The following is a 15,869-nucleotide window of genomic DNA, read 5'->3' as shown; positions in this document are numbered from 1 at the left end:
CTCTGGAGGCCCCGATGAAAACCGACACCGTTTACAAGAAGGCGTTCAATCGCGTGGCCCACATGATGCGCGACGGGCAGTTGGCCGGTCAGCTTCCATCCGAGAACGAGCTGCGGCGGCGGGTGGGCGTCAGCCGCACGACGATACGCAAGGTGCTGGAAGAACTTGTCCACCGAGCCATGGTCAGCGAAGAGAACGGCATTCGGGCAGTTGGGCGACCGGCCAACGATGACGACTGCTACCCGGACGCGGAAACCACGCCCCGCGCGACGCACGTCGAACAGCAATTCATGGAGTGGATGCTGCGTGGCGACACCAGGCCCGGGACCAGCATCAACGAGCTTGACCTCGCCCGGCAATTTGGCGTCGCAACCAACGGCATCAGGGAATTCCTGATCCGTTTCAGCCGCTTCGGCCTGATCGAGAAGCGGCCGAATTCCGGGTGGCTTTTCAAAGGCTTCACGGAAGACTTCGCACTCGAACTGTTTGAAATCAGAGTGATGTTCGAGGTGCGGTCGGCGCGCCTGTTTTCACAGCAGCCCGACAGTTCTCCGCTGTGGGCGAAACTCGCCGCGCTCAAGTTATCGCACATTGAACTGCTCGAGCACATGGAAAGCCGCTTTCACGACTTCTCCAGGCTGGACAATCGCTTTCACCGGCTCATCAACGAGGCATCGCCGAACCGGTTCATCGATGACTTCTACGACATCATCACGTTCATTTTTCACTATCACTATCAGTGGAACAAGCAGGACGAAAAGCAGCGCAATCAGGCAGCCATCGTCGAACACATCGTTTTTATCGATGCGCTGGAAAGCCGCAATGCAACGCGGATCGAGATCGCCTGTCGCGCGCACCTCGACTCGGCAAAGGAAACGCTGACGCGTTCTCTGCTGGTATTTGATGAGATTCCGACAGGATAATTACCCGACATATGGCGGCGCATTACTGCCCGGAAGCTAAGGCGAGATGGCGGACGGGCACACTTTAGTCCGAATGACCCAAGCTGCCGTGAAGCGATTGGCGTCGTGCGCAAAGAAGGTGGTTCAGTCGAAGAAGCCCGCATCCTCTTCCCTGAGATACTTCCTGGCACCTTCGGCGTCGATGTCGAGGCCCAGCCCCGGTGCTTCGAGCAGATCCACCATGCTGTCCTTCACGATCTGCTTGGGCAGGCCGATGACGATGTCGTTCCACCAGGGATCGGAGGCGCTGGGATATTCGAACGCCACGTAGTTGGCGGGCAAGGTGGCGCAAACATTGATCAGTGCGCCGAGGCCAAGCAGGCCGTTCGCGGTACCGTGCGGCGCCATCAGGATCGAGTGCATATAGGCGTGCTCGGCGACCCATTTGAGCTCGGCAATGCCGCCAATGTCGGCAGGATCGGGGCCGATGACGCGCACCGCCTGCGTCTCGATCAGCTCCTTGAAATTGTGCCTCAGGTAGATCTGCTCGCCGGTATGGATCGGCGTCGAGGTGGAGGTGGTCAGCTCCCGGTAGGCCTGCGGATTGACCCACGGCACGTAGTCGCCGGTCAGCATGTCCTCGAGCCACATCAAATTATACTTTTCGACCGCGCGCGCAAACTTGATCGCATCGGGCAGCATCCAGCCCGGGCCGCAGTCGAGCGCCAGGCTGACCTTGTCGCCCAGCACTTCCTTCATCGCGATCACGCAGTCGAGCATGTGGTTGAAACCGCGCTCGCTGATCACGCCCTGATCCATGGCACCGTGATAGCCGGCCTTCCTCTGCGTTACGCCGTAATGGAAGCCATCGACCGTGTCCTTCATGTTGGAATGGAACGAGATTCCTTGCTTGACCATGAAGAAATTCTGCGGCTGCTCCATCATCCATTTGACATCGGCGGCGTAATCCTCCGGCCGGTCGCCCGTGCGCTTCTGGCGGATCGAGCCGTTGTAGACGCGAACCTTGTCGCGCACCTTGCCGCCGAGCAGCTTGTAGGCCGGCACGCCCGCCGCCTTGCCGGCAATGTCCCACAGCGCATGTTCGATGGCGCTGACCGCCGCGCCATAGGGCTTGAAAGAGCCGCGTTGGCGGATCTTCAACATGACCCGCTCGACGTCGGTCGGATCCTCGCCGATCAGGGCCTCGCGGAAATGCAGCACCCAGGGTTTGAGATAAGGCTTGGTGTACTCGACCTCGCCAAGGCCGTAGAGACCTTCGTCGGTGACGATACGGACGATGGGATGTTTGCCGATAACGGCGCACCGCAGGTCGGTGATCTTCATGGCGCAGTCCTATTTCACAGACGAGAAAGCTGTCGGCGTGAGCAGCTGGCTGCTGATATTGGCAATGATCTGCCCGTCGCGCTCAGACTCGTCCCGGGCCCTGTGCCATGCCGGATCGGTGACGAAAGCCGCCCATTTCGCCTCACGCTCGGCCAGCGATTCCCAGGCGAGGAAATAGGTGAGGCGATTGCTGTTTTCGCCGATTGCCGTGGTGAAAAACCCGGCTTGGCGGATGCCATGCCTCTCCCAGATGGCCAGCGTTTGGTCGGAAAAGCGCTTGAGCAAAGTCGGCAGCCTGCCCGGCAGGCAGTCATAGATACGCAGTTCGTAGATCATGGTTTCGTCCGTTTCTTTCTTCGCCTCTCCCTTGGGAGAGGTCGACACGAATGGTCGGTCGCTGGCCCTGTGGGCCTGGGGGAATGAGGGCAAGGGGTCTGGGCTAACTCCAGGTCCGGTCCCAGCTATATTCATTGTCCCAATGCTCGGTGGATTGCCATATCCCCGTGACACCGGGCTGCAGATGCTGGCTGATCACCTCGTCGACCACATCGTCTATGCCCAGCCCCGGCTTGTCGGGCACGGTGATGAAGCCGTCCTTCACAAGCGGCTTGGGCAGACCCGTGACGATATCGTCCCACCAGTCCACTTCGACGCTGTGAAACTCGAGCGCCATGAAGTTCTCGGTCGCGGTGGCGACATGCGCGGCGGCCATCGCGGCGATCGGACTTTCGGCCATATGGATCGCCATGGCGACACCGTGATCCTGCGCCATATCGCCGATCTTCTTGGTCTCGAGAATGCCCCCACTGGTGAGCAGGTCCGGGTGGATGACCGAGAGGCCGCCGCTCTTGAGCAGCGGCTCGAAGCCTTCCTTGAGGTAGATGTCCTCGCCGGTGCAGATCGGCACCGTGGTAGCCTGCTGCAATTGCCGGTACTGCTCGGTGTATTGCCAGGGGATCACATCCTCCAGCCAGGCCGGAGCGTATTTCTCGATACGGCGCGACAGGCGTATGCCATCCTGCAGCGAGATGTGGCCGACATGGTCGATGGCAAGCGGGATCTCGTATCCGATGACCTCGCGAACCTCGTGGATATACTGCTCGAGCAGGTCTATCCCCTTTTCGGTGAAATGCAGGCCTGTGAACGGGTGCTGCACGTTCTGCGCGTCATAAGCGAGATTGCGGGCCTTTCGCTCCTCGAACGAGCCACCGCGGCCGCGCGGGTTGCCGTGAAACCCTTCGAGCGCGCCGGCGGGTGCGACCACGGCGCCCGGGACATGGGCGATCTGCATCAAGCCCAGATCCATCTTCAAGAAGGTGAACCCGCGGCCCATGCGTTCCTCGAGGCGCTTGCCGGTTTCGGTGCCGCTGGGTTTCTCGGCGTCGGTATCGCAATAGACGCGCACGTGATCGCGAAACTTACCGCCCAGCATCTGGTAGATCGGGACGCCATAAGCCTTGCCGGCGATGTCCCACAGCGCGATTTCGACCGCCGAGACGCCGCCGCCCTGCCGGCCGTGCCCGCCGAACTGCTTGATCCGGCGAAACAGGCGGTCGATGTCGCAGGGGTTCTCGCCAAGCAGCCGGCTCTTCAACATCAGCGCGTAGGTGGCGCTGGCGCCGTCGCGCACCTCGCCAAGCCCGACGATGCCCTGGTTGGTATAGATCTTGAGCAGCGCCGAGGTGAACGGCGCACCGACGATCTCGGCCACCCGCATGTCGGTGATGCGAAGCTCGGACGGCTTCGAATTGGTGTTGACCCGGTTGAGGGCCTCGTCGGCTCCATCCGTCCTTGGCATAACTTATCCTCGTTCTGGTCGGCGGGCCTGTCGCCCCGCATGCTGCCGATGGCGCTAGCCCAGTTCGATCTCATGGGCTTGCAAATAATCGCGGTTCATCTCGATGCCGAGACCCGGCCTCGACGAAAGCTTGAGGCTGCCGTTCGAAACGTCGAGCGGCTTGTCGATGAGATGATTGTACTTACCCAAATTCCACTCCGACGTTTCGAGCTTGTAGAAGTTCGGAACGGTCATCATCACCTGCGCTCCCGCAACCACGTTGATCGGCCCCGCGGCATCATGGGGCGAGACCGGGATGTAGTAGGCTTCGCACAGGGCGGAAATCTTCTTGAGTTCGGTAATGCCGCCGGTCCAGGTGACGTCGGGCATGATGTAGTCGGCGAGCTTGTTTTCGAGCACCGGCACGAAATCCCACTTCGTGTGGCCGCGCTCGCCCCACGAAATGGCGGCACTGACCTTCTCGCGCACCTGCTTAAGGGCGTTAAGGCTCTCGGGCGGACAAGGCTCCTCGAACCAGTCGATCTGGCCGGCTTCCTCGAGGCTGCGACAGAGGCGAATGGCGGTCGGAACGTCGAAGCGGCCATGCGCATCGATGAGAATGTCGACATCTGGTCCCGCCGTTTCGCGGATCAGAGCCGTGAGTTCGGCAGCCTCGCGCTCGTCCTTGCGGGTCATGCTGCCATCGAGGTAGCCGTCCCGCTGTTCGCGCGACACGCCGCCGGCACCGCGACCCTGGTGAGGGAAAGGATCGAACTTGAGAGCAGTGTGTCCGGATTCGACGATGTCCAGGATTTCGCGGGCCACAGCATCCTTGCTGGTGAATTTAGCCTGGTTGGGATGGGTGTAGAGCGCGATTTCATCCCGGACTGGCCCGCCCAAGAGCTCGTAGACCGCCTTGCCGAGAGCTTTGCCCCTGAGATCCCAGAGGGCTATGTCGATCGCGCTCACGCATTCGACCGCGGCGCCGCGGCTGCCCATATAGGTGAAGCTGCGGAAGATCTTGTGCCAGAGATGCTCGATACGCGCCGGATCCTCGCCCGTCACCGCGGCTCCGATCTGTCGAAGGATCGTGCAGAGGGCACGGTTGGCGAGCTTGGTGGTGGTGGTGATCTCTCCCCAGCCGCTCACCCCCTCGTCTGTCGTCACCTCGACGAACAGGAATTCTCCCCAATAGGAAGCATCGGACTTGATCAGCCACGGCCGAACGCTCGTGATTTTCATTTCAACTACCTTTGTCAGTAATGGTCAGCCACGATACTCCAGACCTCCTCGTCCTATCCGGCCCGAGCGGCGTTGCGCGCACGCATCTGTTCGAGAACATGCCGGCCGGAACCCTCGACATGGCGGGAAATGAGTTCGGCTGCCTTGTCTGCCTCTCCCGCCTTGATGAGCGCAATGAGTTCGCGGTGCTCGCGAATGATCGCGGCACGCCGCGCGAGCGTAAAATTGAAGCGTCGGCTCACCGCTCGCAGCACTTCGCGATGCTTCCACCAGAGCTCGGCCGCATGGCGGTTATAGTGCCGCTGGTACATCACGGTGTGGAAGGCTGTATCCAGTTCGCTGTGCCTGAACGTGTCGGCGAAGTTGTTCTCTTCGATCAGGCCTTGGATACGTTCCAGTTCGGCGATGTCCTCGCCGGTAGCCATACCCACGAACCATCGCGTCAAGGCTGGTTCGATCAGAACACCGATTTCGTAGATGTCGCGAACAAAATCCTGATCGATGGGCCTTACACGCGCCCCGCGATTGGGCGAGAAGATGACGAACCCCTCGCCGCGCAACAGTTGCAGGGCCTCGCGCACGGGATTGGTCGAAGTGCCGTGGCGGCGGGCGAGATCGGTGACAACAAGCCGTTCGTTGGCGGCGAGCCGTCCCTCGATGATGTCTTCCCTTATCAGTTCGTAAAGCGAGGCGCCCTCGCTGGAGGCTCCGATGGCGTCGACCCCCGCAGGTGGCTTCGCTTTGAAATCGCTTGTTTCGGCCAAGGCCGGCTCCCCAAATTAATACACAGTCTGTCCGATATCACGCACGGTTCCCACAAACAATGTACGATCTGGCGCGTTGACAGGCAATTCATGATCTGAAAACGTACTAACCGATCGAGGGGGTACATTATACCGAAAGAACCATCCTCGCGATCGCAGGGCGGAGAACCAGGGAGGATACCTATGACGAGGATCATGCTCGGCAGTGCGGTCCTGCGCGGCACTGTCGTCGGAGTTTTGGCGGCATCGCTTATGTCCACGTCGGCGCTGGGTGCGCCGCCGGTCGACCTGAGCAAATGGTCGCCCGAATATGTGCGCTCCATCGCCGGAACACAGGATTTCGACACGGCCGGCGATTGCGCCAAGATCACCCCGCTCGATTACAAGGGGCGACTGACTTTCTGGTATCAGGGCGTGTTCGAGGGCGACCCCGACCTCCTGCGCCAGTACTACAAGGATTTCTTCGAGACTTTCCGCAAGACCTATCCGAACATCCAGCTCGAGGAACAGGCACTCACCTATAACGACCTTCTCGACAAATTCCGCACGGCACTCCTGGGCAATGCCGCGCCGATGGCGGTGCGCCTGCAAATCCTGGGCGGTACCGAATTCGCCTCGAAGGGCTACCTGCAGCCACTCGAACCCGAGGATGTCGGCTATTCGACCGAGGATTTCTGGCCCGGCGCCATGAAGGCCGTGACCTGGGATGGGGTGACCTACGGCATACCGACGAACAACGAGACGATGGCGTTCATCTGGAATGCCGACATCTTCAAGCGTGCGGGCCTCGATCCGGACAAGGCTCCGGCAACCTGGGACGACGTCGTCAAATACTCCAAGCAGATCCACGACAAGCTCGGCATTGCCGGTTACGGCCTCGTGGCTCGCAAGAATGCCGGCAATACGCCCTATCGCTTCATGCCGCAGTTGTGGGCCTATGGCGGCGGCGTCTTCGACGAAGCCACCGCGAATCCGACTTACAAGGAAGTGGAGCTCGACAGCCCGCAGAGCAAGGCGGCGCTGCAAGCCTCATACGACATGTATGTTCGCGACAAGTCTGTTCCGGTTTCGGCACTTACCAACCAGCAGGCCGACAACCAGCCTCTGTTCGTCGCCGGCCAGTTGGGCATGATGATCTCGCACCCGTCCGACTACAACGTCATGCTCGACCTCCAGGCCAAGGCGACCGGAACCGACAAGGACAAGGCGCAGACCGTCATCGACAACATGCGCTACGGCCTGATCCCGACCGGCCCCGACGGCAAGCGCGCCGTCGTGTTCGGCGGCTCGAACATTCACATCCTGAAGCCCGAATATGTAGAGGGCGGCAAGGTGGACGAGCCGGCGGCGAAGGCGATCATCTGCATGTGGACGAGCCCTGAATGGTCGCTGAAGATGGCCTATGCCGGCTCGAACCCGGGCAACCTCAACGGTTTCAAGACCAAGTGGATGAAGGAACGTCTGGACAACATCAAGTTCCTCGATGTCACGACCTCGATGCTGCCGTATGGCATCCCGTTTCCGGCGCTGCCGGAGTCCCCCGAGATCATGAACATCATCGTCCCGGACATGCTGCAGAATGCCCTGACCGGAGCGATGACCGTCGATCAGGCAGCGGACGACGCGGCCAAGAAGGTGAAAGACCTGATGGGCGGACTCTAGTCCGGACCTGACCTCCGATCTGGCCGGCTGCGCCGAGAGCGCAGCCGGTTCATTCCGAAGAACAAGGGCACGCCACAGTGACGATCGTGACCGGCAAGGCCGAGGCTCGCCGAAAATTGCAACCCGGCAGGTCCGGCGCGTTGCGGAACGTCTGGGAGCATCGCGCCGACTATGCATACGTGCTCCCGGCGATCGCCGTGATGCTCATCGTCATCGCCTATCCGATCTACTACACGATCGAGTTGTCGTTCTATAAGACGCCGCCTGGTCTGCAGCTCCGCGACAAGACATTCATCGGCTTCGAAAACTACACCACCATCCTCACCAGTGAGGTGTTCTGGAAGGTAACCTGGAACACCCTGATCTGGACATTCGGGTCCACCTTCATCTCTTTTGTCCTGGGGTTTGCCACGGCGCTGGCGCTCCACCGCGACTTTGTCGGCCGCGGTGTCCTGCGTGCCATCCTGATCATTCCTTGGGTGATCAGCGCCGTCGCCGCCTCCTATATCTGGAAGTGGATCTACCATTCGGATTTCGGCATCATTGGCGCGGTGCTGGTGGGCTTCGGACTGACCGACCGGCCGCCCAATTTCATCGACAACGTCAGCACCGTGCTGCCCTCCCTGATCGTCGTCAATATCTGGCGCGAGTTCCCGTTTGCCATGATCATGATGATGGCCGGCCTGCAGACTGTCCCCGACCAGTTGTTGCGTGCCGCCAAAGTCGACGGGGCCAACGCATGGCAGCGCTTCTGGCACGTCACCTTCCCGCACTTGCGCAACGTCTCGGTGGTGACGATCCTGCTGCTTGCGGTAGCCAACTTCAATTCCTTCATCATCCCCTGGATCATGACCGGCGGCGGGCCGTCGAACGCCTCGCATATCTGGATAACCCACATTTACGAACTCGCCTTCGGCCGCCAGCGCTGGGGCGTGGCATCGGCCTATTCGGTGCTCCTGTTCCTCATCCTGATGGCGCTGGGCTATTTCTACGTCCGTGCGCTGAGCGGCAACGAGCGGAAAGAGGGGAGCGCATGAGCACGATCGCCGAAACAGCCTCTCGAGGCCGGACCCGTCGCCGCATGCGCGTCGACGGATGGCGGTGGTCCGGGCGTATCTTCCTGTTGTTCATGCTGCTCTACACCGCGGTGCCGATGCTCTGGATGCTGGTCACCTCGATCAAGTCGGGCTTCGCGGCGACGCAATTCCCGCCGCAATGGTGGCCGGACGAGCCTACGCTTGCCAGCTACCAGAAGCTGCTCGATCCGCAGAACAGTGTCGGCCAGGACTTCCTGCGCTTCTTCTGGAACAGCCTGTTCGTGTCGAGCGCCACGACAATCCTTTCGGTGATCGTGGCCGTCCCCGCGGCCTATGCGTTTTCGCGTTTCACTTTCCCGGGCCGGAACTTCCTGTTCTTCGCCGTGCTGCTGCGCAACATGTTCCCGGCGGTGATCTTTCTCGTGCCGCTCTTCATCCTGATGCGCGCGATCGGGCTGGTGAACACGCATGGCTCGCTGATCCTGACCTACCTCACCTTCGGCCTCCCCCTGGCGATCTGGCTGCTCAAGGGCTTTTACGACAATATCCCGGTGCAGCTCGAGCAGGCGGCGCGCATCGACGGGGCAACGCGGTTCCAGGCCTTCATCATGATCGTGATGCCGCTCTCGACGCCGGGGATCATTGCCACCGCGATCTATTCCTTCATCGGCGCGTGGAACGAATACATCTACGCCTACACCTTCCTCTCCAAGAACGACCAGTTGACGCTGCCGGTCGGCATCCAGCGCTTCTTCTCGGAAAATACGACGGACTTTCCGGGCCTGATGGCGGCAAGCTTCATGATGAGCGTGCCCGTCGTGGTGCTGTTCCTTGTCCTGCAACGATACTTCGTACGCGCCCTGACAGAAGGCGCGGTCAAGCATTAGGGAGTTGCCGATGGCCCACGTGGTCCTCAAAGATCTCGTCAAGACCTACGGCAACTTCAAAGCCGTCAACGACGTTTCGCTGACGGTCAGCGACGGCGAGTTCGTTGCGCTCGTCGGCCCTTCAGGCTGCGGCAAGACAACCACGCTCAATCTCGTCGCGGGGCTGACCCCGATCACCTCGGGCGACATCGTCATCGGGGACCGGGTGGTCAACGATCTCGACCCCAAGGACAGGGACATCGCAATGGTGTTCCAGAACTACGCGCTCTATCCGCAAAAGTCGGTCTATATGAATCTCGCTTTCCCGCTGCAGATGCGCAGACTGCCCAGGGACGAGATCGACAAGAAGGTCAAGGAAGCGGCGCGCGTGCTCGACATGACGCACCTGCTCGAGCGCAAGCCGCGTGAACTTTCGGGCGGCCAGCAGCAGCGCGTCGCCCTGGGCCGCGCGCTCGTGCGCGACCCAGCGGTGTTCCTCATGGACGAGCCGCTCTCCAACCTCGACGCCAAACTGCGCGTGCAGATGCGGTCGGAGATCAAGCGCTTCCACCAGGATCTGAAGGCGACGATCATCTATGTGACGCACGACCAGCTCGAAGCCGTGACGATGGCCGACAAGATGGCGGTGATGAACGGTGGCTTCCTGCAGCAATACGATTCACCGGCGCAGGTCTTTGCCCATCCGGTGAACATGTTCGTCGCCAGCTTCATCGGCAGCCCGGCGATGAGCCTCATTCCGCTGGAGGCGTCCTCCGCGAACGGCGGAACCGTGTTGACCAGCGCGGAGGGTTGGAGCCTCGGGCTCTCGCCGCGCAACGTCCAGAAGGTCACGAAGGCAACGACCAAGAAAGTCGTACTCGGCGCACGTCACTCGACGATCAAACTGCACAAGAGTGCGGTGCCGGGCAGCATCCCGGCCAAGGTCTACACGGTGGAGCCAACCGGAGACGTCACCTTCGTGCAGGCGTTCCTGTCCGGCGCCATAGTCAACGTCAGCGTGCCGCCGAACATTGCCGTCGCGCCCGACGAGCGGATCTGGCTCGAGTTCGACCAGGAGCGGATGCATCTGTTCGACGGCGAAACCGAAATGGCCCTCGAGGCCGACTGAGACAGGGCGGAATGCTTGTGGGACGTGGATGACTGCGAAGCTTAAGATCACCGCGATCAAGCCCTATCCGGTGTGGGTGGGAACGCGCAACCAGATGCTGGTCAAGGTCGAGACCGACCACGGCATCTTCGGCTGGGGCGAGAGCGGCCTGAGCGGACGCGAGAAGGCCGTGGCCGGCGCGGTCGAGCACTATAGCGAGTTTCTGGTCGGCCGCGACCCCATGCAGATCGGGCGGATCTGGCAGGAGGTATACCGCAGCCAGTACTTCGAAGGCGGGCGCGTTCTGCAGGCCGCGATATCCGCCATCGACATCGCCCTTCACGACATCAAGGGCAAGGCGCTGGGGGTGCCGGTCTACGAGCTGCTGGGCGGCAAGCAACGGGACCGGATCCCCACCTTCGCCTCGACCGGAGACGAGGCCGAGGGCGATGTTGCCATCGAGCGGGCCCGCGAACTGCGCGCCCAGGGCTGGCAGGCAATCCGCTTTTTCCCCGTCGGGCAAAACAGCAGGGACATCTTCGAGCCCCGCGAGTCGATCGGCGCTACAGCGACTATGCTGAACAAGGCGCGCGGGGCGCTGGGCGACGATGTCGTCCTCGGCATCGACTATCATCATCGGCTGTCGGTGGCGGAGGCGGCGAGCTTCTGCAACAAGCTCGACCGCGGCGTGCTCGATTTCCTCGAGGAGCCGATACGCGACGAGACGCCGGAGGCCTACGAGTCCCTGCGCACCATGACCGACATCCCCTTTGCAATCGGCGAGGAATTTGCAAGCAAGTGGCAGTTCCTGCCTTATATCGAGCGCGGCATCCACCAGTTCAACCGGCTCGATATCTGCAATGTCGGCGGGTTCACCGAAGCGATGAAAGTCGCCGGCTGGAGCGAGGCGCACTATGTGGACCTGATGCCACACAATCCGCTTGGTCCAGTATGCACGGCCGCGACCGTGCATCTGGCCGCCGCGGTACCCAATTTTTCGTGGCTGGAGACAAGGGCGCCCGAAGCAAAGCTTGGCTTCGACAATTCCGAATTCTTCCCGGTGCAACCACGGCTCGACGGCCCCGATTATCTCGTCACCGATCTGCCGGGGCTCGGCGTCGAGGTCAACGAAGAGGCGGTCCGCGCGCAGAGCTTCCGTTTCTGGGAAGCGCCCCACCTCAAGCGCCGCGATGGTTCTGTCACGAACTGGTAGTTCCCTTTCAATCGGAGTCCACAATGACGCATACTTCCGACATCACGCGGCCGCCCAAGGATCTGATCGACGCGCTAAGGGAGATCGGCGCCGCGACGGTCGCCGGCACGCTTGGCCATATGGGCTTCCGCAATCCGCACATGGTCGGTCCGGTGGCGCAGAACCACGGCAAGTCGATCGTCGGGCCGGCGCTGACGCTGCAGTTCATGCCGCAGCGGCCGGACCTCTTCACCGAGGGCGAATATGCCGACCCGGAGACGCAATTGCACCGGCATGTGCTCTACCACGCGCAGGAAGGCGACGTGGTCGTGGTCGACGCGCGCGGCGACATGAGCTCGGGCGTCTTCGGCGATATGATGTCGACGTATTTCAAGGGCAGAGGCGGCGCGGGTATCGTCATCGACGGGTGCATGCGCGACCGGCCCAATGTCGAAAAGCTCGATCTGGCGCTATGGCTGCGCGGCTGGACGCCCAACTACCATGTGCAAACCAGCATCTATCCCAATGCCGTCAACGTTCCGATTGCCTGCGGCGGTGTCACGGTGATCCCCGGCGACATCATCGTCGCCGACGATGACGGGGTGGTCGTGCTGCCCGTCGCAATGGCCGCAAAGGTGATCGATGAATCACAGAAGCATCACGACTGGGAGGAATTTTCGCGCATGAAGCTCATGGAGGGCGGGTCGTTGCAACGCTATTATCCGCTGCACCCAAGTGCCAACGAAGAGTATGAGGCTTGGCGGAAAGCCAACCCCAAACTTCAATAAACGGGGTCCAATTGTCCATTGCCTTGTCAGGCAGGGACTCTTTTTGACGCAAAACTCCGCGGCCGCCGATAGCGTTGATGCGCGAACAAGCAGCTGTGCCGATCTTCTCAGTGAAACTCGAGGTGGAAAAAGCTAACCCATATCAAGTTGCGTGAGGTGGCAGACAGCTCCACCGTCGGCCAACGACCTCTCGCACCAAGCTGATCGCGTCACCGATACCTTGCCTGGTTCCATTTGTGGCCAAGCAGCGAAAGGATGATGATCAGCCCGTTGAAGAACTGAACGTAGAAGCCGCTCAGGCCAGCCGCCACGACGCCGGTCTGGATGAACGACACCGTGACCGCGCCGATCGCGCCGCCGGCCACTGTGCCGATACCGCCCCAGGTCGGCGTGCCGCCGACGAACACCGAGGCCAGCACCGGCAAGAGATAGCCGTCGCCTGCCGTCGGCCACCAGGTGAAGTTGATCATCACCGAGAAGGTGCCGGCGATCGCGGCCCCGATGCCGACGAAGACGAATACTTTCACCCGCACGCGCTTGACGTCGATGCCCATCTGCTGGGCACTGTCGGGATTGTCGCCGACCACCTTGACCTGCGCACCGAAGCGGTGGCGGTTGTAGAGCAGCGCCGAAAGGACGACGAAGGCGATGGCCCAGAATATTTGCACTGGGATGCCCAGGATCTGGCTGGAAAAGATCCTGTAGGCCCAGCTATCGGCAAGGCTCGTCAGCGAAGTCGATCTGCCCTCATTGATGATCTGGATCAGTCCGCGCAGCAGGAAATTCATGCCAAGCGTGGCGATCAGCGACGACAGCCCGCCATAAACCACCAGCGACCCGACGAGGAAGCCGAGCAGCGTGCCGGTGACCAGCGCTGCCGCAATGCCGAGGAACGGATCGTAGCCGGCCTGCACCACCAGCGCGAAGACCCAGGAGGCAAAACCCATCGTCGCGGGAAACGACAGGTCGATCTCGCCGCAGGTGACGACGAAGACCAGCGGCACGACCACGAACAGCGCCACGGGAAGCGTGGTGAGCACGGCGCTGTAGAGATACCAGGTTGTGAAGACCGTCGGGTTGGCGATCATGAACACCGCCATCATGACGATGAACACGCCGAGCGTGCCAAGCGATGCGCGGTTGTCAAGGATGAAGCCGCGCATCCAGTGATCGGACGGGTGCTTCCACTCGTTCTGGGAACTGCCTTGGCGGGAAGTGCCGGCCGACGGCTTGCGCAGATCGGGCTCCATGGTCTTGCTCATCGTGCTCTCTGCTCCGCGTCGCCGGTGTCGTGCAACCCGGCCAACCCACCCGGATGCGCGACGTCTTCCATGAAATTGATGAGATCTTCGGCCGACTTGACTTCGCTCCGGTCGGCTGTGAGCGCGACCTTGCCGCGATCCAGCACCACGAAGCGATCGGCGATGTCGAAGACATGATGGATGTTATGGCCGATGAACAGGATCGAGCGGCCGCTCGCCCGCACCTGGCGCACGAAATGGAAGACCTTCGCGGTCTCGGTCAGAGACAGCGCCGTCGTCGGCTCGTCGAGGACGATCAGTTCCGCCTGCTTGTAGATGGCGCGCGCGATCGCCACGCCCTGGCGTTCACCGCCCGACAACTGGCCGACGATCGAGTGCGGCGTGAATACTTTCGAGGTGAAGCCTATCTCACGCATCAGCCGACTCGCCTCTTCGATTTCCTTGCCGACCTTCAGCCAGCCGAGAAAACCGGTGAGTTCGCGGCCCATGAAGATGTTGCGCACGATCGTCTGCTGCACGGCCAGCGCCCGGTCCTGGAACACCGTTTCGATGCCGGCCTCGCGCGAACGTGCCGCACTCCATCCGGTCACCGGCTTGCCGCGCACGAGGATCTCGCCGCTGGTCGGCTTGACCACGCCCGACAGGATTTTGATCAGCGTCGACTTGCCGGCCCCGTTGTCGCCGATAAGGCCGACCACCTCGCCGCGGTCGACGCTGAGATTGACCCCGCCAAGTGCGTAGACGTGGCCGTAGGACTTGGCGATATTGCGCAGTTCTATGAGACGTTCGGCCATCGGATCCTCGCTTGATTGTTACGCATCAGCGGTCCCGCCGGCCGGGGCCTGATCCCGGCCGACGGCTTGGGAGCTCAGCGCAGCGCCTGCTTGGCGAGTTCCGCGACGATCTCGTAATTCTCCGGCGTGACGAAGCCGGCGCCGGTGTCGACATTCATCGGCGCCAGACCCAGCACCACTTGCTGGCATAGGCTGAGGATCGGCAGATAGCCCTGCAGGAACGGTTGCTGGTCGGCCGTCAGCTGCACCCAGCCGCCCTTGAAGCCTTCGACGATCTGCGGGCTGGTGTCGAAACCGAAGTTGAAGATATCGCCAGGCTTGCGCCCTGCCGCCTGCATGTAGGTTGCGACATTGCCGAGCATCTGGCCGCCGGGATAGCCGACCGCCTTGATATCCGGGTGATTGAGGAGCGCCGCCGTGATCACCGGAATGGCGAGGTTGGGGTCGGAAGCCCATTCGCCGCTCGGCGGCGAGGACAGCTGGATGACCTCGACCCCCGCTTCCTTCAGCGCCGCCACCGTGGCGCGTTCGCGCGCGCCGCGGTTCTCGTTCTCGAACGGGCCGATCATGATTGCCTTGTCGCCGGCCTTGAGCTTGCCGAGCTTGAACGCTTCGACGCCGAGCGCGCGACCCTGCTGTTCCTGCTGCGCGCCAATATAGCCGCCACCGAATGCGGCCGTCACCTTCGGCACCGGAACGTTCTGGTACATCATCTTGATGCCGTCCTTATGCGCCTCTTCGGCGAGCGGCATGATCGCGGCGTCGCCCGGATGGCCCATCATGGCGATGCCCTGAGGCTTGACCGCGACCGCTTCACGCAATTGCTGCACCATCTTCTCCGCGTCCCACTGGGAGAAGATGTAGTCGACCTTGGGCCCGAGATCGGCCGCGGCCTGCTTGGCGCCATTGTAGACGATGGTGCCGAAGGCGTCGCCCTCGGCGCCGCCGACGAAGAAGCGGATGTGAACGTCCTTGCACCATTGGGCGTCCAGCGCCTGCGCCGGCAAGGTGGAGATTGCGGCGGTAAGCGCCGTGGCCGCCGCCACGACGGTCGTGCGCAGAAGTGTCGTTCTGATCGCGATGCTCATGCACGTTCCTCCCATTGTTTCCCTCGTCAGCCGAGGGGCCTTT

At 61.7% G+C, this 15,869-nt stretch carries 15 protein-coding genes; 7 read left to right on the top strand and 8 right to left on the bottom strand.

Features of this window, described 5'->3' with window-relative positions:
- Positions 1-14 precede the first annotated feature (14 nt).
- Positions 15-923, top strand: coding sequence for a GntR family transcriptional regulator (locus tag LB543_RS19565; protein ID WP_224615239.1), 909 nt, complete (start codon positions 15-17; stop codon positions 921-923).
- A 123-nt stretch (positions 924-1,046) separates the two neighbouring features.
- Here LB543_RS19565 and LB543_RS19560 read toward each other — a convergent pair whose 3' ends face one another.
- From LB543_RS19560 to LB543_RS19540, 5 genes are all read right to left on the bottom strand, one after another.
- Positions 1,047-2,246 (bottom strand): mandelate racemase/muconate lactonizing enzyme family protein, encoded by a 1,200-nt coding sequence (locus LB543_RS19560; RefSeq protein WP_224615238.1) that lies wholly within the window; start codon positions 2,244-2,246, stop codon positions 1,047-1,049.
- 9 nt (positions 2,247-2,255) lie between these two features.
- Positions 2,256-2,582, bottom strand: a complete 327-nt coding sequence (locus LB543_RS19555) for an NIPSNAP family protein (protein WP_140505846.1) — start codon at positions 2,580-2,582, stop codon at positions 2,256-2,258.
- Positions 2,583-2,685: 103 nt separating this feature from the next.
- Entirely contained in the window at positions 2,686-4,044 is a 1,359-nt protein-coding gene (locus tag LB543_RS19550) for a mandelate racemase/muconate lactonizing enzyme family protein (RefSeq protein WP_224615237.1), read from the bottom strand.
- A 54-nt stretch (positions 4,045-4,098) separates the two neighbouring features.
- Positions 4,099-5,265: a mandelate racemase/muconate lactonizing enzyme family protein gene (locus tag LB543_RS19545; protein ID WP_224615236.1), complete on the bottom strand. Its 1,167-nt coding sequence runs from the start codon at positions 5,263-5,265 to the stop codon at positions 4,099-4,101.
- A gap of 53 nt (positions 5,266-5,318) precedes the next feature.
- Entirely contained in the window at positions 5,319-6,029 is a 711-nt protein-coding gene (locus LB543_RS19540) for a GntR family transcriptional regulator (RefSeq protein ID WP_224615235.1), read from the bottom strand.
- A gap of 183 nt (positions 6,030-6,212) precedes the next feature.
- Here LB543_RS19540 and LB543_RS19535 point away from each other — a divergent pair, with 183 nt between their 5' ends.
- From LB543_RS19535 to LB543_RS19510, 6 genes are all read left to right on the top strand, one after another.
- Positions 6,213-7,691 carry an ABC transporter substrate-binding protein gene (locus LB543_RS19535; protein ID WP_224615234.1) on the top strand — a complete coding sequence of 493 codons (1,479 nt, stop codon included), beginning with the start codon at positions 6,213-6,215 and terminating at the stop codon, positions 7,689-7,691.
- A 77-nt stretch (positions 7,692-7,768) separates the two neighbouring features.
- Positions 7,769-8,728 carry a carbohydrate ABC transporter permease gene (locus LB543_RS19530; protein ID WP_140756993.1) on the top strand — a complete coding sequence of 320 codons (960 nt, stop codon included), beginning with the start codon at positions 7,769-7,771 and terminating at the stop codon, positions 8,726-8,728.
- A complete protein-coding gene (locus tag LB543_RS19525) occupies positions 8,725-9,615 on the top strand; it encodes a carbohydrate ABC transporter permease (protein ID WP_224615233.1) in 891 nt (296 codons plus the stop codon). The genes LB543_RS19530 and LB543_RS19525 overlap by 4 nt, the downstream gene beginning before the upstream one ends.
- A 10-nt stretch (positions 9,616-9,625) precedes the next feature.
- Positions 9,626-10,723, top strand: coding sequence for an ABC transporter ATP-binding protein (locus LB543_RS19520; protein WP_224589896.1), 1,098 nt, complete (start codon positions 9,626-9,628; stop codon positions 10,721-10,723).
- Between the two features lie 28 nt (positions 10,724-10,751).
- Entirely contained in the window at positions 10,752-11,915 is a 1,164-nt protein-coding gene (locus LB543_RS19515; RefSeq protein ID WP_224615232.1) for a mandelate racemase/muconate lactonizing enzyme family protein, read from the top strand.
- A gap of 23 nt (positions 11,916-11,938) precedes the next feature.
- A complete protein-coding gene (locus LB543_RS19510; RefSeq protein WP_224615231.1) occupies positions 11,939-12,682 on the top strand; it encodes a ribonuclease activity regulator RraA in 744 nt (247 codons plus the stop codon).
- Positions 12,683-12,891: 209 nt separating this feature from the next.
- On the opposite strand, the gene LB543_RS19505 is transcribed toward LB543_RS19510, so the two are convergent.
- From LB543_RS19505 to LB543_RS19495, 3 genes are all read right to left on the bottom strand, one after another.
- Positions 12,892-13,944 carry an ABC transporter permease gene (locus tag LB543_RS19505; protein ID WP_224615230.1) on the bottom strand — a complete coding sequence of 351 codons (1,053 nt, stop codon included), beginning with the start codon at positions 13,942-13,944 and terminating at the stop codon, positions 12,892-12,894.
- On the bottom strand, positions 13,941-14,738 hold the full coding sequence (locus LB543_RS19500) for an ATP-binding cassette domain-containing protein (RefSeq protein ID WP_224615229.1): 798 nt from the start codon (positions 14,736-14,738) through the stop codon (positions 13,941-13,943). Before LB543_RS19500 ends, LB543_RS19505 begins: the two co-directional genes overlap by 4 nt.
- A gap of 74 nt (positions 14,739-14,812) precedes the next feature.
- The gene (locus LB543_RS19495; RefSeq protein WP_224615228.1) at positions 14,813-15,826 is read right to left on the bottom strand and encodes a substrate-binding domain-containing protein; all 1,014 of its coding nucleotides are present in this window, start codon (positions 15,824-15,826) and stop codon (positions 14,813-14,815) included.
- Between the last annotated feature and the right edge of the window lie 43 nt (positions 15,827-15,869).

It is taken from the genome of Mesorhizobium sp. ESP7-2, from assembly GCF_020164715.1.
In the GTDB taxonomy this organism is placed as follows: domain Bacteria; phylum Pseudomonadota; class Alphaproteobacteria; order Rhizobiales; family Rhizobiaceae; genus Mesorhizobium.
This window is presented reverse-complemented; position numbering and strand designations above follow the sequence as displayed.